Here is a 20,549-nt window from a genome sequence, read left to right on the forward strand (position 1 = left end):
CTGTAGTAGTAATTGTTGGAACTGCTGGTGTTGTCAATTGGGCTGCATTACTAAAAGATGCTGATGCTACTGATGAACAACTTCCGTTTGATGAAGTTACGGTATAACTCGTACCAACTGTCATTCCTGAAATTAAACCTCCTGCACCAACGGTTGGTCCTGATGGAGTGAATACATAAGTTAATGCTCCATTATAATTAGTAATAGTCGAAACTCCAGCTGATGAACACGTTGCTGCTGTAGTACTAATCGTTGGTTGGGATGGAACACTTAACGTCGCTAAATTGGTAAATGATGCCGATGAAGCTGATGTACAAGTACCATTTCCTGCTGTTACAGTATAACTCGTTCCAACTGTCATCCCGGAAATTAAACCTCCCGCACCAACGGTTGGTCCTGACGGAGTGAAAGTATATGTTAGTGATCCATCATAGTTAGATATTGTAGAAGTACCAGACGCAACACATGTTGGTGCAGTTGTTGTGATAGTTGGAACTGCTGGTGCTCCAATTGGTGAATTAATAACAACAACTGTTGCTGTTGAAATACATCCAGCCGAATTTCTTACTGTTACGTTATAAGTCCCTGGAGCCAGTCCTGAAAAAGTAGTTCCTGACTGAAAAACAACGTCATTTATACTATACTGCAATGTCCCTCCTAAAGGGGAAGAAACAGTTATTGTACCTGTTGTGACAGCGCATGTTGGCTGAGTAACAGTTACAGTGGGAGCAACAGGTGGAGTAGCACAAACTAAACTTGCTGAAACTTGGATATCAAATGTACATGCTGTTCCTGCAAATCCATCTAAAACTATTAAATAACATTGATTAGGACTAGCATTAAAAGTGTAATTATAATTGGTTGTTGAACCTGGATTTTGACAAACTATGGAAGTGGCTGTTCCACCTGTTATTTGAGCACAAGTAGTTCCTGGTCCATAAATTGAGAGTTGTAATCCTTGTGTGCTATTACAAACTTGATTGTTAACATTTAAATAGGCTAACTGCCCTACTGGCCAATTAGAAGGTGCACACCATTGATACCAAACATTATTTTCAACAGAACCTGAAGCTGGATTTTGGCAAACACTCGGTCCATCAACTGTACTATCTGCGTTTGTTGATGTATAAGTTACATTATTTTGAAGAGTAAAAGCATTAGCACAAGCATCATTACTAGCTACATGAGGCACAGTACTTGTAATACATGTTGCCGCTGCATTAGCAGTAGGATAGCCACTAAAGGCTGCAGCTGACTGTGAAACCATAATGTAATAAGTTTGCCCTGTTGTCAATCCCGTTACAGTAAATGTTCCATTTAAAACAACTGAGGCAGAACATGCTATTTGAGTTAAACTATTACATGGTCCAGAAAAAACTACATAATCTCTCTGTTCTGCTGTTGCAGCACCTGGTCCGGAATAATCAGTTAAATTTGTTATTGTAAAGGACGTAGTTGTGGCAACAACTGAAATCCATCTAACAGCTTGAGAAGTTTCATTATCTGTAGTACATGCTGGATTTATAGTACTAGTACCTGTCATAGTAACATTATTTCCCGCTGCATTTTCACTTTGATAATGCCCTGCATATTGTGCTCCTGAATTATTTGCACATGTAGTGTAAGGATACAATTGTAAAGCATTACATGGCGTGTCTCCTGCTGCTTGTGAGTATGCATTAAGCCCCGTAAAAACAAGCAATAAAAGTATAATTTTTTTCATATTACTTTATCTTAATTTTTAAAAGAATTAACTAAAACATACTCATCTGTATTTTTGTTTTTTTCAGCTAATAAATCTTTACGAGAAAAAATCTTTATTCTTCTAAATTCATCTATTTGAAGATAAACTGTTTCAGATTCTTTTCTCAAATTATAAATTTTTTCAAGTAATTCTGATGTTATTGAAATAGGTTCAACATTCATTTTTAGAATTTCTAGTTGAAAAGTTCCTTTTACTTCTTCTAAATTTTTAACTTTGTCTTGTGAAAAAGCAAAAAAAGAAACCAAAAAGAAAATTATTAAATAAATTTTTCTCATAATATTATTTTTAACAATTAATAAATAATCTGTTAAAAATATTTGTTTTTTTATAATTTGTTAACAAAGCGAATACTAAATCGATAAAGTGTAAAAAAAATCGATGATTAACACAAATTTAACACTAATTTAACTTGAAAATCTATTTTGCATCAGATCAACACTTTGGAGCGCCAACTCCAGAATTAAGTTTTCCAAGAGAACATAAATTTATTCAATGGCTTGAAATGGTTAAGCAAGATGCTGATGCCATATTCTTGTTAGGGGATTTATTTGACTTTTGGTTTGAATATAAAACTGTAGTTCCAAAAGGATTTATTAGAGTTTTAGGAAAATTAGCAGAAATTAAGGATTCTGGCATACCAATTTATTTTTTTGTAGGAAATCACGACTTATGGATGCACGATTATTTTCAAAAAGAGTTGAATATTCCTGTTTATCACGATAATCAAGAATTCACTTTTAATGGTAAAACCTTTTTAATTGGTCATGGAGACGGAAAAGGACCGGGTGATATGGGTTACAAACGAATGAAAAAAGTCTTTACTAATCCGTTTTCAAAATGGCTTTTTAGATGGTTACACCCAGATATTGGTGTGAAATTAGCACAATATCTATCGGTAAAAAATAAACTAATTTCTGGCGCAGAAGATGTAAAATATTTAGGAGAAGACAATGAATGGTTAGTACAATACTGCAAACGTAAATTGGAAACCAAACATTATGATTTCTTTATTTTTGGTCATCGCCATTTACCTTTAGAAATTGAAATAAACGAAAATTCTAAATATGTAAACTTAGGCGACTGGATTAGTTATTTTACCTATGGTGTTTTTGATGGAGAAAAAATGGAATTAAAAGAATTCAAAAACTAAATCGTTTCCAAATCTTTTTCGATATCTAATTCTCTAAATTTTGGTGATGCTACAGCGGTAACGCCTACAATTCCTAATGTCATCACACCACCAAAAACCACTGCCGGAACCACTCCCATAATTTTGGAAGCCAAGCCACTTTCAAATGCGCCTAATTCATTGGATGAACCCACGAAAATTGAATTCACGGAAGATACACGTCCTCTCATATGGTCGGGAGTGTAAATTTGTAAAATGGTTTGACGGATTACTACTGAAATTCCATCTGTAACACCACTTAAAAATAAAGCTACTACGGATAACCAAAAGTTTGTCGATAATCCGAAAACAATAATGCAAACTCCAAATCCAAAAACAGCCAATAATAGCTTTTTACCTGCTTTTCGATGTAACGGAATTGAAGTTGAAATCAACATGGTAATCAAACCCCCAATGGCTGGTGCAGCTCTTAAAATTCCAAAACCTTCCGAACCAACCTTTAAAATATCTTGAGCAAAAATAGGTAGCAAAGCAACTGCTCCACCAAACAAAACCGCAAACATATCCAGAGAAATTGCATTCAAAATGGGTTTAGAACGAAACACAAACGATAATCCCTCTTTCAGACTTTTGAAAATTGGTTCGCCTATTTTCGGATTTAAAATCGGTTTTTTTTCAATTTGTGTTAGTACGATTAAAGCCATAATCACACAAAAAACTACAAAAACCAACGACCAAAAAACACCAACCCAACCAATTGCAAATCCCGCTAAAGCCGGTCCAATTACAGCCGCCACTTGCCAAGTAGAACTACTCCATGTCGCTGCATTTGGCTGTTCTTTTTTAGGAATAATTAACCCTAATAAACTAAAAACAGACGGAATTAGAAAAGCACGAATGATTCCGCCCACAAAAACTAGAGTGTAAATTCCATATAAAATGGTATTTTTTGAAAATGAATCGATAAAATTCGGATGGACTAATAAACATAAAAAAGCACTAATGATAGCTAATCCAGAAAAACATTTGATTAACAATCCTTTTTTCTCGTTTTGATCCACAATATGCCCAGCAAACAAAGCCATACTTATGGCTGGAATGATTTCCATTAAACCAATTAATCCTAATGATAATGGATCTTTTGTAATGCGATACACTTCCCATTCAATCAATACAAACTGCATTGACCAAGCCAAAACAATAAACAATCGCATGGCTAAAAACCAGCGAAATTCTGGAATTCTTAACGAAGAAAAAGGATCTTTTTTAGTAATTTGAAGCATTGATATCACGTAATTGCAATTGCAAAGTTACAGTATCTTTCCATTCATTTTCTTCTAAGGAGAAAATTGCATCAAATTTATTTTTGTTGGTAACCAAGTCTAATTTATTACCTAATCCAAAACCAATCGCACCAAAGTATTCTGAATTTCCTTGTTTTACAAATGCTTTCAAATGTTCATTATCGGAACCTAAAGTCTTAGCATAACCTGAATCGATTAATCCTTTCGCTAAAAATAACGGCGTCATATTTTCCGGGCCGAAAGGTTCGAATTGTTTTAATAATCGCATTAATTTCGGATTGATTTCGGATAATTCGATTTCGACATCGTATGAAATTTCAGGTGTCAACAAATCAGGGTGAATGGTTTCTTGCACGACTTTTTCGAAGGCATTTTTGAAATTTTCGTAGTTTTCTTCCAAAAGCGTCATTCCAGCCGCATACATATGACCACCGAATTGTTCCAAATGTTCTGCACACGCTTCCAACGCATTATAAACATCAAAATCTTTTACAGAACGTGCCGAAGCAGCTAATTTTTCGCCACTTTTCGTAAAAACAATCGTTGGCCGATAGTAATTTTCTACCAATCTTGAAGCGACAATTCCGATAACGCCTTTATGCCAATTTTCTTGATAGACAACCGTTGAAAATCGGTTTTGTTCGTTATTTTCTTCAATTTGAAGTAAGGCTTCTTGTGTAATTTTTTTGTCTAATTCTTTTCTATCGGAATTATGCTGTTCAATTTCGGAAGCAAATTGTTCGGCTTGCTCTAAATCGTATTCCGTTAATAAAGCAACCGCTTCATTTCCGTGTTTGATTCTTCCTGCTGCGTTGATTCTTGGCGCTACAATGAAAACGACATCAGTAATTGTCAAGACTTTTTTCTTCACATTTTGAATCAAAGCCTTAATTCCTGGCCGTGGATTCGAATTAATCACTTCCAAACCAAATTTCGCCAACACTCTATTTTCACCCGTAATCGGAACAATATCAGCAGCAATCGCAGTGGCTACTAAATCTAAATATTCTACTAGATCATCAATCGTTTGGTTTCTATTTTCAGCTAAAGCTTGAATCAATTTAAACCCAACACCACAACCGCATAATTCATCATACGGATAGGAACAATCATCTCGTTTTGGATCTAAAACCGCAACGGCTTCGGGCAAAATTTCGCCCGGTCTATGATGATCGCAAATAATGAAATCGATGTTTTTTGCTTTGGCATAATTTACATGGTCAATAGATTTGATGCCACAATCCAACGCAATAATTAAAGAAATATCGTTGTCTTCAGCATAGTCAATTCCCATATAAGAAATGCCGTAACCTTCTGCATATCTATCAGGAATATAAGTCGCAACATTCGGATAAAAACTTCGTAAATAACTTGAAACTAAGGAAACAGCGGTTGTTCCATCGACATCGTAATCTCCAAAAACTAAAATATTTTCGTTGTTAGCAATGGCTTTTTCGATTCGCGCAACAGCTTTGTCCATATCTTTCATGAGATACGGATTGTGCAAATCGGCTAAAGTGGAACGAAAAAAGGTTTTGGCTTGTTCGAAGGTTTCGATTCCTCGTTGAACTAAAAGTGTCGCAATAATTTCATCGACTTGAAGTGCTTGCTGAATGGCTTGTACTTTTTCTGGATTTGGCTTAGATTTTGAATTCCAACGCATAGTTTAATTACGAATTAAAAATTATGAATTATTTATTTTGGCTTATATTATTGAATGACAAAGGTATAAATATTTTTGAATTTACTTAATGAAAAAAAATAACCACATAGAAACATAGGTTGATTTTTATCAAAATAGTCGTTACACTTTTTATAGGTTAGATAGGCTTTGTGTATTCAGCATGAACTAAAACTAACTTTTTTATCTATGTTTCTATGTGGTAAATCCTTTTAATTAAATTTTATGATAAAAAATCGCCACCTCAACTTTTGCAAATTGACGAAACATCTCCATTACACCACAATATTTTTCTACCGATAAATTCACAGCTTTTTCAAGTTTTTTCTCATCTAAATTACTACCATAAAAATGGTAATCAACCTTTACTGTATGATACGTTTTTGGATGTTCTTCGGTTAATTCTCCTGAAGTTTCTATTTTAAAATCAGTTACTTCTAACTTCATTTTTTCCATTAATGAAGCCACGTCTAATCCTGTGCAACCCGCTAAAGCCGATAACATCAACGCTTTTGGACGCAAGCCTTTCCCTTCGCCACCATTTTCTGGTCCGGCGTCAATTGAAATAATATCACCACTTGGATTAGTGGACTCAAATTGCATGTTACCTTTCCAGGTAGTAGTTATGTTGTGTGTTTCCATTATTAAAATTTATTTTATTCGTTTATTCCTTCCGATAAATAAATACAAAAATGGTCCTAGTAAAGGAACAAACAGCAAAACTAAAACCCATATCAATTTATCATTACCGTTAAACGAGGCTCTCAAAACATCAATTACACAAAACAACCAAAAAAACAATGTAACAAATAATATAATTTGCCAAATCATTAATCCAAATGAAAAATTATCTAACTGAAACTCCATATATAATACTATAAATTTACTTCAAACTCTTCCCCCCAACACAAACCACAATTTCACCTTTAGCTGGTTTCGCTTCAAAGTGCTTTAACACTTCTTCGGCAGTTCCTCTTATGGTTTCTTCGTGTAATTTGGATAATTCTCGGGAAACAGAAACAGGTCTTTCGGCACCGAAATATTGTACAAATTCGGCTAAGGTTTTGTTTAATTTATGTGGCGATACATAGAAAATCATCGTGCGATATTCTTCTTGTAAGGCTAAAAAACGGGTTTGTCTTCCTTTTTTATCGGGCAAAAAGCCTTCGAATACGAATTTATCATTGGGTAAACCGCTGTTCACTAAAGCTGGCACAAAAGCCGTTGCTCCTGGCAAACATTCCACGGCAATTCCGTTTTCCACACAAGCGCGTGTGAGCAAAAATCCTGGATCGGAAATAGCTGGAGTTCCTGCATCACTGATTAAAGCAATAGTTTCGCCTGCTTGTAATCGCTTGACCAAATTTTCAACGGTTTTATGTTCGTTGTGCATGTGATGACTATGCATGTGCGTAGCAATTTCGAAGTGTTTTAGCAATTTTCCGCTGGTTCGCGTGTCTTCTGCTAAAATTAAATCGACTTCTTTTAGCACTTTAATCGCACGAAAAGTCATGTCTTCTAAATTACCAATTGGCGTTGGAACGATATATAATTTACTCATTTATAAACGATTTGAATAAAAAAGAATTTTTACCTCATAGACACATAGCAAAACTTAAATTTTAAAAGAATTATATAGAAAATAGATTTCTACACATTAGCTATACGTGCTAACCAAAACTCAAACAAGAAAAACCTATGTTTCTATGTGGTTAAACTAAAAACCCAAATTTCATGAATTAGTACGAATTCATCAAAAGAAATCTGTGCCTGAAAACTGTGACTGCGACTAAAAACTAACTAAACTTTTTCTCCACAATTTCCATAAAACGCGTTTCATATTCTTCCGCACCTTCCCAATTGTTATAATCTGGCTTTACGAAATCATCTACAAAAGCTTTGGCTTCTTCAAAACTATCAAACGTATTCAATTGCGAAACTACGCGGTTAAAATCATCCGAACTTCCGCCAAATAATTTCTTCTCAAATCCGATTCTATCGTTCAATCCGAAAGTAATGGCTTTATTTAATCTATCGTTTAACGAACTGATTCTTGGTTCTTGGCTTACTTTTTCGAAAGTTGCTTTTACTTCTTCTTCTAACACTTTTGGTTGCAAAGTTTCAGAATCGACAACTATAGTCTCGGGAACAATTTCCACCTTGACTTCTTCTTCTGGTTTTACTTCCGAAATTTTGGAATCAAAAACGGTTTCTGATACTTTTTCAACTTCAGCCGGAACATCCTCTACTTTCACAAAATCCAATTCTTGATAATCATGTACCAATAAATCTTCAAATGAAATTTGCTTGGCAGGTTCTTCTATTTTTGGTTCTGAAACATCTGAAGCAGCAACTGGTTCTTCTACAAGAATTTCTTCCTCAATCGGTTCTTCTTCCACTGGTGTCATCAAAACTTCTTCTTCATCTTCATCATCTTCAACTACCAACTCCGCCACCACAATTTTTTTCTCTTCTAATGGAGTTTCGTTTATTGGTCCTTCAGCAATTGGTTCCAAATCCTCAGAATTAACCATCGTTTCTTCATTTACTGGTAAAACTTCTTCCACAACTGCAATTGGTTGTTCAAAAACATCGGCTTGCTTTCCTTCTAATTTTGCTTCAAAAACTTCTTCTGAAATTTCATTTTTTACGAATTCGAAATTTTCTTCATAAAAGCGTAAAATGGTTAACTGATCGTACAAATTTTTAGCTTCTTGCTGCAATTGAACCGTTTCTGAATGGTTTTTTAACTTTAAAATTCGGTGGGCAATACTGATTAATTCAGCGGTTACTCTTTTCTTCATAACTTTATTGGATGGAATTGAATATATCGATACTTTTTTAATAATTTTGTTTTGATTACAAATGTAACAGAAAATAATTTTTAACGTACGAAAGATACAAAATGTTTCTCGAAAATACCGTAAATCAACAAGAACAATTTGGCTGGATTGAAGTAATTTGTGGCTCGATGTTTTCGGGTAAAACCGAAGAATTAATTCGCCGCTTAAAACGCGCTCAGTTTGCCAAACAAAAAGTAGAAATCTTCAAACCCACTGTCGATACTCGATATGATGACGAAATGGTAGTTTCGCACAACAAAAATGAAATTCGTTCTACACCAGTTCCTGTTGCTGAAAATATTCGAATTTTAGCTCAAGGTTGCGATGTCGTAGGTATTGACGAAGCCCAATTTTTCGACGAAGAAATTGTTGCCGTTTGTAATGATTTAGCCAATTCAGGAATCCGTGTTATCGTGGCTGGATTGGATATGGATTTTAAAGGAAATCCATTCGGACCGATGCCAGCACTTATGGCTACAGCCGAATATGTTACCAAAGTTCACGCGGTTTGTACGCGTACTGGAAATTTAGCACATTATAGTTTTAGAAAATCTAATGATGAAAAACTGGTAATGCTTGGCGAAACTGAAGAATATGAACCTTTAAGCCGTGCCGCTTACTACAGAGCCATTCGCGAACATAAAGAAGACACTGAATAAATTGAACCTCAACCTTAGTCATATCATTTCGTTTTGTAAAGGCGTTTTTCACGGAAATTCGACTGAGTTTACCGCAAGTCATATTTCGATTGACAGCCGTTCGTTGCAAAATGGAAATAACACCTTATTTTTTGCTATAAAAGGACAAAATCACGATGCACATTTGTATTTGGAAGAGTTGATTGCAAAAGGCGTTCGCTATTTTGTAGTCGAATATATTCCGGAACATTTATACGAAAAAGCGAATTTTATTATCGTTGAGAATTCGTTAAAAGCTTTGCAACTAACTGCGATTGGCTATCGAAAACAATTCGATTTTCCATTTGTAGGAATTACAGGAAGCAACGGAAAAACCATCGTAAAAGAATGGTTAAATTTCTTATTAAGTCCAAATCATTTGATTGTTCGAAATCCGAAAAGTTATAATTCGCAAGTCGGCGTTCCGTTATCTATTTTAGCGATTGAAGGAAATTACGATTTAGGAATTTTTGAAGCGGGAATTTCGTTACCAAATGAAATGTCAAATCTAGAACACATCATTCAACCGAAATATGGCATTTTAACGAATATTGGTTCGGTTCATGATGAAGGTTTTCCCAATCGAGAAGCCAAAATCAAAGAGAAAGTCCAACTTTTTGAAAATTGTTCGGATGTTTTCTTGGAAAAGAATGCTGAAATTGAAGCTTTACTTCCAGAAAATAGTCAAAAACATACTTGGAGCTTTTCAGATGAAAGCGCGAATCTTTTCGTTTCGAAGAAAAATGAAAATGGTAAAACCGAATTAACTTTTAAAAACGCAACCAACACTTTTAGTGTAACTATTCCGTTTTCCGATGAAAATTCGATTGAAAATGTAATTACTTGCGTGAATTTCATGCTATTTTTAGGCGAAGAAATTGCGTTTATCCAAAATCGCGTTGCCGAATTATATCCAGTAGAATTAAGACTTCAAGCTAAGAAAGGCATTAACAATTGTTTGGTCATCGACGATAGTTATTCGGTGGATTATCAATCGTTGAAAATTGCGTTAGATTTCTTAGAACAACAAAAATTACACGATAAAAAAACGATTATTTTATCCGATATTTTCACGAGCGGAATTGCTGTAGAAACGCTTTACAATCAAGTAAAACAACTGCTTTCGAAAAATAAAATCGAGCGTATTATTACCATAGGCGAAACCATCGGAAAACAATTGAACGATTTACCCAATGTGATTTCGTTTGCCACTACACAAGAATTTTTACAGCAATTTAATACACAATCGTTTCAAAACGAGACCATTTTAGTAAAAGGCGCTCGAGGATTTAACTTTCATGAAATTGTGGTTTTATTGGAAGAGAAAAATCATGAAACCATTTTAGAAATCAACCTCGATGCGATTAGTCACAACTTGAATTTCTACAAATCCAAACTAAAACCAGAAACCAAAATCATGGTCATGGTAAAAGCGTTTGGCTACGGAAATGGCGGTTATGAAATTGCGAAATTGCTCGAACATCATAAAGTCGATTACTTAGGTGTAGCATTTGCCGATGAAGGCATCGAATTACGAAAAGCAGGAATTACGACGCCAATTATGGTTTTAAATCCCGAAAACAGTAGTTTTAGAGCCATGATTGCCTATAATTTAGAACCTGAAATTTATTCGATTACGGGTTTACAAGCGTTTTTAAAAATTGCCCAACACCAAAATATTTCCCATTATCCGATTCATATAAAATTGGATACCGGAATGCATCGTTTAGGATTTGAACCGCATTTGATAGACGAATTGTGTTCCTTACTAAAAAACAACAATTTCGTTAAGGTGAAAAGCGTGTTTTCGCATTTAGCGGCGAGTGACGACTTGCAATTTGATGATTTCACGAAATTACAATTTCAACGTTTTGATGCGATGTATTCCGAATTAGAAAAAGTATTGCCTTCAAAACCAATTCGCCATATTTTAAACACGTCTGGAATTTTTAATTATGCTGAAAAACAAATGGAAATGGTGCGATTAGGTATTGGTTTGTATGGTATTGGAAATTCGGATTTAGAATTAAAAAAACTTGAGAATGTCAGTACTTTAAAAACCATCATTTCCCAGATAAGAGAAGTTTCACCAGAAGAAAGCATTGGCTATAGCCGAAGATTTCGAGTAACCCAAAAAATGAAAGTCGCTACGATTCCGATTGGTTATGCCGATGGCATTCGAAGAGCTTGGGGCAATGAAAAAGGTTTTGTTACCATCAATAATCAAAAAGCCACCATCTTAGGTTCGATTTGTATGGATATGATGATGGTGGATGTTACGAATATTTCCTGTAAAACTGGAGATGAAGTAATTGTGTTTGGAAAAAACCCAAAAGTAACCGAAATGGCGAGTGTTATCGGTACGATTCCTTATGAAATACTGACTGGAATTTCGCAACGAGTAAAACGAATTTTCTTCAAAAATTAACATTTTGTTTTAAATTTTGTATATTCGTTATAGAAAATTAAAACAAAAACTAACTTAAATTCCCTAATTATGTTGAAAGAGTTCAAAGAGTTTGCCATGCGAGGCAATGTAGTAGATTTAGCCATCGGGGTTATCATTGGTGGTGCATTTGGTAAAATTGTGAGTTCGTTTATCGAAGATGTAATTACACCATTGCTTTTAAAACCAGCCTTAGAAGCTGCTAACTTGTCAAAAATTGAAGAATTAACCGCTTTTGGAGGAGTTAAATATGGTATGTTCATGTCGGCTGTAATTAACTTTGTAATTGTAGCTTTTGTCCTTTTCTTATTGATTAAAGGAATTAATGCTGCAAAGAAAAAAGAAGAACCAGCGCCAGCAGCACCAACAGGACCAACACAAGAGCAATTATTAGCTGAAATTAGAGATTTATTGAAAAAATAGTCGATACCGCTACATTATATATTCTAACTAAACCCCGATTCGTCGGGGTATTTTTTTAAAATCCTGTTACAAATCAAAACTTTTGTTATAATTTCATCAATATTTGCTAAGTCGTTTGAATATTCTATATTTTTGCATCTTTAAATAACACACACAATGAGAGTAGCCGTAGTAGGCGCTACCGGAATGGTAGGCGAAATAATGCTTCAAGTATTAGCAGAACGTAATTTTCCTGTAACAGAGTTAATTCCAGTTGCTTCTGAAAAGTCAGTTGGAAAAGAAATAGAATGGAAAGGCAACACCTATAAAGTGGTAGGTTTGCAAACCGCTGTAGATATGAAACCTGAAATTGCTTTGTTTTCGGCAGGTGGAGAAACTTCTTTAGAGTGGGCTCCAAAATTTGCAGCTGTAGGAACAACCGTAATCGATAATTCTTCTGCTTGGCGAATGGATGCCACTAAGAAATTAGTAGTTCCAGAAATCAATGCATCGGTTTTAACTAAGGAAGATAAAATTATTGCAAATCCAAACTGTTCAACGATTCAAATGGTAATGGCTCTAGCACCTTTACATGCCAAATATGACATCAAACGTATTGTAGTTTCTACTTACCAATCGATTACCGGAACCGGAGTAAAAGCCGTGCGTCAGTTAGAAAATGAATATGCAGGAATTGAAGGTGAAATGGCATACAAATATCCAATTCACCGAAATGCGATTCCACAATGTGATAGTTTTGAAGCAAACGGTTACACCAAAGAAGAAATGAAATTGGTTCGTGAAACGCAAAAAATCTTAAACGATAACACGATTGCGGTTACAGCAACGGCAATTCGTATTCCAGTAGTTGGTGGACACAGTGAAGCGGTTAACATTCAGTTTGAAAACGATTTTGATGTAAACGAAGTACGTCAAATTTTACAAAACACGCCAGGTGTAACGGTTCAAGATAATTTAGAAACATTTACGTATCCAATGCCAATTTACGCACAAGGAAAAGATGATGTTTTCGTAGGAAGAATCCGTAGAGATGAAAGCCAACCCAACACCATCAACATGTGGATTGTGGCAGATAACTTAAGAAAAGGAGCAGCTACAAACACAATTCAAATTGCGGAATATTTGGTTGCGAATAACTTAGTGTAATTTTAAACACATAGCCACATAGTTTATTTTTATAGATAAGTATGTTACTCTTTTTTTGAGTCCACATCAAACTTAAATTCTTTGTTTCTATGTGTTTCAAACATAACCACGAACTAACGAATAAGTCATCAAAACTTAAAAAATCGTTAATTCGTGGTTTGTTTTTTGGCTTTGCCCTAAAAGCAGTATATTTGTGATAGTGAAAAAGAAATTATTACATATGAATTTGTTTTTGATGCTTGCAGTATTATTTGCTGTGAGTTATCAATCTATTCACACTTTTTCGCATGATCATCATTTAAAAACAGAATGTTGTGATGATTCGCATCATTTGACTTTTAAAACTTCTGAAAAAACGTTTACGGAAAGTGATGACTGTCCTGTTTGTGATTTCAAATTTGCAGCTTTCCTTTCACCAGAAGTTTTCCATTTTGATTTTATTCCTTCGTTTTACGAAATTCCATATCAATTCAATAGTAATGAATCTTGCATTACGTTTGATGGAAATTCGTTTTATCTTCGCGGTCCGCCTGCTTTAGTTTAAAAAATATATTTCGATATCATTATCAAAAATAATGATACGTTGTTGTTTCATTTAAACTAAAAGAAATGCGATTTTTATCGATATTATTTTTCTTTTTGGTTGGCTTTTTCGGATACGCTCAAGTTACAATTACTGGCGTTATTTCAGATGAAAATGGCTTACCACTGAGAGATGCTCACGTACACATTGCTAATAAAACTACTTCAACCGATGTAAACGGAAGTTATGTTTTATCAGGCATTCCAAAAGGGAAACAGAAACTCTATATTTCGTTTATAGGCTATCATGCTATTGAGGAAACTATCGAAATTTCAACCGATTTAACTATCAATCGTCAATTGAAATTAGATATTACAAAGTTAGATGATATTACTATTCGACAACTTTCCAATTCAAAAAGCGAAAGTAGTAACGAACAAGTTTTGAAAAGCGCTACCATTGAAAAGTTTAGTAATCAAACCTTGGGTGAAGCCTTGAAAGAAGTTTCTGGAGTTTCAATTTTAAAAACCGGAAGTACTATTGTTAAACCAGTAATTAATGGTTTGCATAGCAATCGAGTGCCTATTATCAATAATAATGTTCGATTAGAAGACCAACAGTGGGGAACGGAACACGCACCGAATTTCGATATCAATTCAGCCGGAAAAATCACGGTAATTAAAGGCGCTTCTGCCTTACAATATGGTGGTGATGCAATTGGAGGAATTGTTGTCATCGAACCTGAAGTGATTAAAAAAGATACTTTGGTTGTAAAAACAATTCTCAACTTAGCCTCAAACGGAATGGGTGGAAGTTTGAGTTCAAGTCTTCAAAAAGGAAATCGCTATGGTTGGAGTTGGAATGCTTTGGGAACTTTCAAATATTTAGGTGATAGAGAAACACCTGATTATGTATTGTCCAATTCAGGAAATCGGGAACAAAATTTTTCGGGTGGCATTCGTTATGCTCAAGAAAAGTATAATTTCAATGCGATGTACAGTTTTTACAATGCGCAAATTGGAATCATTAAAGCATCTCATATAGGAAATGTAAACGATTTGTACAATTCCATCAACAACCAACAACCAAGCGTAATTGAACCTTTCACCTACTCGATTGATGCTCCAAAACAAGAAGTACAACATCATTTAGCGAAAGTAAATTACCAAAGATGGCTTAACGAAAACGCTTCGATTGATTTTCAATATGCGTTTCAATTCAATAATCGTCTAGAATTTGATGTTAGAAGAAGTAGTGCCAACAATGATAAAGCAGCATTGGATTTACAATTGGCAACCCATACTTTTTTAGCGGATTATAAAACGAATATTGGAAATTGGCGATTGAAATCGGGATTGAATTTGGGTTACCAAAACAACTTTGCGAATCCTAAAACGGGTGTACGTCCACTGATTCCAAGTTATGAAAAATTGGATGCTGGTTTATACGGAATTGCCGTTTATAAATTCGACAATGCAACTTCGTTAGAATCGGGAATTCGTTATGATTTTTCGACTATTGAAGCCACAAAATATTATTTGAAATCAAGATGGACCGAGCGTGGTTATGATGCTGAATTTTCACATTTTATTGTAGGAGAAGAAGGCAATCAATGGCTAACCAAACCTACTTTTGATTATCATAATATTACTGCCAACATTGGATTTAGAAAGCAATTTCATCATGAAATGGAATGGTTAGTAAATGTAAGTTTAGCTTCACGAAATCCAAATCCGTCCGAATTATTTAGTGATGGATTGCATCATTCGACTGGTCAAGTAGAATTAGGTGATTTACGTTTGAAAAAAGAACAAGCATATAAATTCAACACCACATTTAATAAGGATTGGAAATCGTTTCGCGTCCAAATTAATCCTTTTATTAACCGAATTTCAAATTTCATTTATTTGCAACCAACTGGATTTGAAACTACTATTCGTGGTGCTTTCCCTGTATGGGAATTCAAACAAACGGAAGCATTGTTAACGGGTTTTGATGTCAATACCAAATGGAATATTTCCAACCACTTTTCACACGAATTAGGAATGGCTTATGTAAACGGACAAAATCTAAGTACTAACGAGTATTTAATTGATATGCCGCCGTTTGTAATCAACAATAAAATTCAATATAAAAAAGAATCTTGGTTCGATTTTGTTTCCGAATTAAAGAGTGAAGTGGTTTTCAGACAAAATCAATTCCCAAATTACAATTTTGAAACCAACATTGTTACAAACAACACGTTAACTCCTGTTGTGGTTGATATTAGTTCTCCACCAAAAGGCTATCATTTGTTGCATTTTTATAGTGAAATGACGTTTAAAATCAATAAAAAAAATAGCTTAACTACATCTTTTAGTGTTCAAAATATAATGAATACAACGTATCGAGATTACCTAAATCGTCAGCGCTTTTATGTTGATGAAATGGGTAGAAATGTCCAAGTTCAATTAAAATTTAATTATTAAAACAATTTACAATCATGAAAAATTTAAAACTTATTGCTCTATTAGTAATCCCAGTATTGTTTTCAACTTCTTGTTCTAATGATGATGCACCAGTGAATGAAGAAGAAGTAATCACAACTGTAACTACAACTCTTGTTGGTGGTGGGCAAATTATCACATTAACTTCAAGAGATTTGGATGGTGACGGACCAAATGCACCAGTTGTAACCGTTTCTGGAAATTTAACTGCAGGAATAACTTACACAGGCTCAACAACGTTTTTAAATGAATTAGTTAATCCGGCAGAAGATATTACAGAAGAAGTTGAAGAAGAAGGTGTGGATCATCAAGTGTTTTATCAGCTTCCATCAAGTGTTGGAACCGTAACTTATACCGATATTGATGCAAATGGAAAACCAATTGGCTTAAACTTCACTTTAGTAGCTGGGACTTCAGGTACTACTGGAACGTTAACCGTAACTTTAAGACATTTACCAAATAAATCAGCAACTGGAGTAGCAGCTGGTGATATTACTAATGCTGGAGGAAACACTGATGCTGCGGTTAACTTTTCAATTGCAGTAAACTAAAAAACAAATCGATCTTATTACAAAACGGCTGAAATTTCAGTCGTTTTTGTTTTTTAACAAAACATTTAAATTCATTTGAATATCTTTGTTTTAATCAACAAATACATTATGAAAAAAACAATAACCTTAACCGCTATTGTTTGTACACTAGTTATGAATGCGCAAACAAAAATTATTTATCCAAACACAAAAAAAATTGACCATACTGACACTTATTTTGGCCAAAGTGTAAATGATCCTTATCGTTGGTTAGAAGATGATCGTAGTGCTGAAACAGAAGCTTGGGTAAAAAAACAAAACATTGTTACCAATATCTTTTTAAATAAGATTCCTTACCGAAATCAATTAAAAACTAGAATGGAACAATTATGGAATTACGAGAAAATTTCAGCTCCATTCAAAGAAGGTGATTACACGTATTATTACAAGAACAACGGACTTCAAAATCAATCCGTTTTGTATCGAAAAGATAAATCAGGCAAAGAAGAAATCTTTTTAGATCCTAATACATTCTCAAAAGACGGTACAACTTCGCTTGGTGGATTAGACTTCAGTAAAGATGGTAGTTTAGTAGCTTATGCTATTTCAGAAGGCGGAAGCGATTGGAGAAAAGTGATTGTAATGGAAACCAAAACCAAAAAAATCATTGGCGACACAATTGTAGATGTGAAATTCAGTGGTATTTCATGGTATAAAAATGAAGGCTTCTACTATTCAAGCTACGACAAACCCGTTGGGAGCGAACTATCCGCAAAAACAGATCAACATAAATTGTATTATCACAAATTAAATACATCTCAAAAATCAGATAAATTAATCTTTGGTGGCGATATAAAAAGAAGATACGTTGGTGGAAACGTTTCAGAAGATGAAAAATATTTATTCATTACTGCTGCAAATTCAACTTCTGGAAACGAATTGTATTATTTAGACTTATCAAAATCAAACAGTAAAATTATAACTTTAATTGATAATTACGAAAATGACAATTATGTGTTAGACAACAAAGGTTCTAAAATCTATTTGGTAACGAATTTTCAAGCTCCAAATAAGCGAGTAGTAACGTTTGATTTATCTAACCCAACTAAAGGAAATTGGAAAGATTGCATTGCAGAAACCGAAAATGTATTGTCGCCAAACACAGGTAGTGGTTACATTTTTGCAAGTTATATGAAAGATGCCGTTTCATTCATCAAACAATATGATTATGATGGGAAATTAGTACGTGATATTGAATTACCAGGGGTAGGAACAGCTGGTGGTTTTGGTGGAAAAGAAAAAGAAACAACTTTGTATTTTTCATTTACTAATTATGTAACACCGGGAACTATCTATTCATTTGATCCTAAATCTGGAAAATCAGCAATCTATCAAAAACCAAAAGTTGATTTTAATTCGACAGATTATGAATCAAAACAAGTTTTTTACACTTCAAAAGATGGTACTAAAGTTCCAATGATTATCACTTATAAAAAAGGAACAAAATTAAACGGACAAAACCCAACAATTCTTTACGGTTATGGTGGATTTAATGTGAGTTTAACTCCTGCATTTAGTATTGCAAACGCGGTTTGGTTAGAAAATGGAGGAATTTACGCTGTTGCGAATCTACGTGGTGGTGGAGAATATGGTAAAAAATGGCACGATGCTGGAACACAATTGAAAAAACAAAACGTTTTTGATGACTTCATAGCTGCAGCTGAATTTTTAATCAAAGAAAACTATACTTCATCTGATTATTTAGCCATAAAAGGAGGTTCAAATGGAGGATTATTAGTAGGTGCTGTAATGACACAACGTCCAGATTTAGTAAAAGTAGCTTTACCAGCAGTAGGTGTTTTAGATATGTTACGTTATCACACATTTACAGCAGGAGCAGGTTGGGCATATGATTACGGAACAGCGGAACAAAGTAAAGAAATGTTTGAGTATTTAAAGGGTTACTCACCTGTTCATAATGTAAAAGCTGGTGTAAAATATCCAGCAACCATGGTAACCACTGGAGATCACGATGATCGTGTAGTCCCTGCTCACAGTTTCAAATTTGCTGCAGAATTGCAAGCCAAACAAGCTGGAGATAATCCTGTTTTAATTCGCATAGATGTAAATGCGGGTCACGGAGCAGGAAAATCAGTAGCAGCTACTATTCAAGAAAATGTTGACATGCAAGTCTTTACGCTTTACAATATGGGTGTTAAAGAATTAAAATAAAAAGTTAAATAACTGATAAAAGAGCCTTCGGGCTCTTTTTTTATGCAATAAAACTTCAAAAATCAGGTTTTCTATTTATGAAACATGTAGTTATTATATCAATTCTTATTCTCTTTTTTGGATTACAAAGTTGTAATCCAACTATAAAAAGTGTTTATCGTGATGATTTTAGAAGCGCATCAGATTCAGAAATTAAAAATGTTCAAAAAGAAGTTAATGCCACTAATTCTAACAAAAGTATTTTGGTATTAACACAAACCTATAAAGGAGAAAAAATTGTCATTTATCAAAATGGTAAAATTCTTTATTCCGAATATCCAATTACCAATTTAAACAATAGAATTGCTTCCTATTTTAGTTTTAATAACCAAGAAAACTTACTTATTAAAGACCACAATTCGAAAAAAGAAATTGAAATCCCTACAAAAAAAGCTAAAAAACACAAATATATTTATGTGATGAAAAAGACAAATAAAGGAAAGTTTCAATATGTAATAACTTATAGCAATACTTTACGCCCTTTGAAATAAAAAACAGTAAACTCTAAATTTGAATTTACTGTTTATATATTTCTTAATATTTGTTATTCCTTCGGTAATGGTGCTCCTACTGCAATATCACATCGATGTCCTTCTTGACCATGTGGAGGATTCATTCCCGGAGCTGTGGTTGGTGTAGGTGGTGTATTTGTACCCACAATAGTTGTTGAGCCACCATTTGAGGTAACATTCATAACTGGCTGAGCTTTAGTTGAAGAATTGATTACCTGAGGAGTTTGTTGCGAATTGCTTTGAGCAGGTTTAGAATTCAAAGGCGCTCCAACCGCAATATCACATCTATGTCCAGGTTGTCCGTGAGGTGGATTCATTCCAGGCGCTGTTTGTGTTTGAGCTGTTTGTTGCATCTGTTGTTGAGCAGGTTGCACTTGTTGTCCTTGATTACCAACACGCTGTTTTAACCATGCCTCACCAGAAAAAGGCTGGGTAGGCTGTTGTGTTTCTGTTGCTTTTACATCCTCTTCTTTTTTACAAGAAACAAATAATATTGAACTTATTACAGCTATTAAAAGTAAATTCTTTCTCATCCTTTGCGATTTTTATAGTTCTCAAATATAAAACTTTATATTTTGATTTTTAGAAATTCAGTTCAAATTTTAATTTTTTTAAAAAATAAAAAAACCTCTCATTTCTGAGAGGTTTCGTACCCGGAGTGGGAATCGAACCCACACACCTAAGTACACGAGTTTGAGTCGTGCGCGTCTACCAATTCCGCCATCCGGGCATTTGGAAATGATGGTTATATCATTAAGTGGGTGCAAATGTAAAAAATATTTCTGCAATTCATAAAAAAATAGTTAAAAATAT

General features: G+C 34.2%; 18 protein-coding genes, 1 tRNA gene and 1 pseudogene. 10 read left to right on the forward strand and 10 right to left on the reverse strand.

The window, feature by feature from the left end; genetic code table 11:
• Positions 1 to 1,723, reverse strand: a pseudogene (locus V7P59_RS00005) (hypothetical protein); the annotation flags it as partial.
• Between the two features lie 11 nt (positions 1,724 to 1,734).
• On the reverse strand, positions 1,735 to 2,040 hold the full coding sequence (locus tag V7P59_RS00010; protein WP_333807426.1) for a hypothetical protein: 306 nt from the start codon (positions 2,038 to 2,040) through the stop codon (positions 1,735 to 1,737).
• Positions 2,041 to 2,174: 134 nt separating this feature from the next.
• Here V7P59_RS00010 and V7P59_RS00015 point away from each other — a divergent pair, with 134 nt between their 5' ends.
• Positions 2,175 to 2,915 carry a UDP-2,3-diacylglucosamine diphosphatase gene (locus V7P59_RS00015; protein ID WP_333807428.1) on the forward strand — a complete coding sequence of 247 codons (741 nt, stop codon included), beginning with the start codon at positions 2,175 to 2,177 and terminating at the stop codon, positions 2,913 to 2,915.
• Here V7P59_RS00015 and V7P59_RS00020 read toward each other — a convergent pair.
• From V7P59_RS00020 to V7P59_RS00045, 6 genes are all read right to left on the reverse strand, one after another.
• Entirely contained in the window at positions 2,912 to 4,177 is a 1,266-nt protein-coding gene (locus tag V7P59_RS00020) for an MFS transporter (RefSeq protein WP_333807430.1), read from the reverse strand. The genes V7P59_RS00015 and V7P59_RS00020 overlap by 4 nt on opposite strands.
• Complete coding sequence (gene recJ / locus V7P59_RS00025) at positions 4,161 to 5,861, reverse strand: single-stranded-DNA-specific exonuclease RecJ (protein ID WP_333807431.1); 1,701 nt, start codon at positions 5,859 to 5,861, stop codon at positions 4,161 to 4,163. Before recJ ends, V7P59_RS00020 begins: the two co-directional genes overlap by 17 nt.
• A 234-nt stretch (positions 5,862 to 6,095) precedes the next feature.
• Positions 6,096 to 6,521 (reverse strand): OsmC family protein, encoded by a 426-nt coding sequence (locus V7P59_RS00030; RefSeq protein ID WP_333807433.1) that lies wholly within the window; start codon positions 6,519 to 6,521, stop codon positions 6,096 to 6,098.
• A 9-nt stretch (positions 6,522 to 6,530) separates the two neighbouring features.
• The gene (locus V7P59_RS00035) at positions 6,531 to 6,746 is read right to left on the reverse strand and encodes a PLDc N-terminal domain-containing protein (protein WP_333807435.1); all 216 of its coding nucleotides are present in this window, start codon (positions 6,744 to 6,746) and stop codon (positions 6,531 to 6,533) included.
• A gap of 16 nt (positions 6,747 to 6,762) precedes the next feature.
• Positions 6,763 to 7,440: a 16S rRNA (cytidine(1402)-2'-O)-methyltransferase gene (rsmI, locus tag V7P59_RS00040; RefSeq protein WP_333807437.1), complete on the reverse strand. Its 678-nt coding sequence runs from the start codon at positions 7,438 to 7,440 to the stop codon at positions 6,763 to 6,765.
• Positions 7,441 to 7,675: 235 nt separating this feature from the next.
• Positions 7,676 to 8,683, reverse strand: coding sequence for a hypothetical protein (locus tag V7P59_RS00045; protein WP_333807439.1), 1,008 nt, complete (start codon positions 8,681 to 8,683; stop codon positions 7,676 to 7,678).
• 101 nt (positions 8,684 to 8,784) lie between these two features.
• On the opposite strand from V7P59_RS00045, the gene V7P59_RS00050 reads away from it, so the two are divergent.
• The 9 genes from V7P59_RS00050 (at position 8,785) to V7P59_RS00090 (ending at position 19,715) form a co-directional block, all read left to right on the forward strand.
• Positions 8,785 to 9,381 carry a thymidine kinase gene (locus tag V7P59_RS00050; RefSeq protein WP_333807441.1) on the forward strand — a complete coding sequence of 199 codons (597 nt, stop codon included), beginning with the start codon at positions 8,785 to 8,787 and terminating at the stop codon, positions 9,379 to 9,381.
• Between the two features lies 1 nt (position 9,382).
• A complete protein-coding gene (locus V7P59_RS00055) occupies positions 9,383 to 11,827 on the forward strand; it encodes a bifunctional UDP-N-acetylmuramoyl-tripeptide:D-alanyl-D-alanine ligase/alanine racemase (RefSeq protein ID WP_333807443.1) in 2,445 nt (814 codons plus the stop codon).
• Between the two features lie 69 nt (positions 11,828 to 11,896).
• Positions 11,897 to 12,268 carry a large conductance mechanosensitive channel protein MscL gene (mscL, locus tag V7P59_RS00060; RefSeq protein WP_333807445.1) on the forward strand — a complete coding sequence of 124 codons (372 nt, stop codon included), beginning with the start codon at positions 11,897 to 11,899 and terminating at the stop codon, positions 12,266 to 12,268.
• A 156-nt stretch (positions 12,269 to 12,424) separates the two neighbouring features.
• Entirely contained in the window at positions 12,425 to 13,414 is a 990-nt protein-coding gene (locus V7P59_RS00065; RefSeq protein WP_333807447.1) for an aspartate-semialdehyde dehydrogenase, read from the forward strand.
• Positions 13,415 to 13,649: 235 nt separating this feature from the next.
• Entirely contained in the window at positions 13,650 to 13,958 is a 309-nt protein-coding gene (locus V7P59_RS00070) for a hypothetical protein (protein ID WP_333807448.1), read from the forward strand.
• 65 nt (positions 13,959 to 14,023) lie between these two features.
• Positions 14,024 to 16,405, forward strand: coding sequence for a TonB-dependent receptor (locus V7P59_RS00075; protein WP_333807450.1), 2,382 nt, complete (start codon positions 14,024 to 14,026; stop codon positions 16,403 to 16,405).
• Between the two features lie 14 nt (positions 16,406 to 16,419).
• Positions 16,420 to 16,974, forward strand: a complete 555-nt coding sequence (locus tag V7P59_RS00080) for a type 1 periplasmic binding fold superfamily protein (RefSeq protein ID WP_333807452.1) — start codon at positions 16,420 to 16,422, stop codon at positions 16,972 to 16,974.
• Between the two features lie 108 nt (positions 16,975 to 17,082).
• Positions 17,083 to 19,185 (forward strand): prolyl oligopeptidase family serine peptidase, encoded by a 2,103-nt coding sequence (locus V7P59_RS00085; protein WP_333807454.1) that lies wholly within the window; start codon positions 17,083 to 17,085, stop codon positions 19,183 to 19,185.
• 77 nt (positions 19,186 to 19,262) lie between these two features.
• The gene (locus V7P59_RS00090; RefSeq protein ID WP_333807456.1) at positions 19,263 to 19,715 is read left to right on the forward strand and encodes a hypothetical protein; all 453 of its coding nucleotides are present in this window, start codon (positions 19,263 to 19,265) and stop codon (positions 19,713 to 19,715) included.
• Positions 19,716 to 19,768: 53 nt separating this feature from the next.
• Here the strand turns inward: V7P59_RS00090 and V7P59_RS00095 are convergent, their stop codons facing one another.
• Positions 19,769 to 20,269, reverse strand: coding sequence for a hypothetical protein (locus V7P59_RS00095; RefSeq protein ID WP_333807457.1), 501 nt, complete (start codon positions 20,267 to 20,269; stop codon positions 19,769 to 19,771).
• A gap of 117 nt (positions 20,270 to 20,386) precedes the next feature.
• Positions 20,387 to 20,466 (reverse strand) — tRNA-Leu (locus tag V7P59_RS00100).
• Positions 20,467 to 20,549 lie beyond the last annotated feature (83 nt).

It is taken from the genome of Flavobacterium sp. (genome assembly GCF_036782315.1).
Lineage (GTDB): Bacteria > Bacteroidota > Bacteroidia > Flavobacteriales > Flavobacteriaceae > Flavobacterium.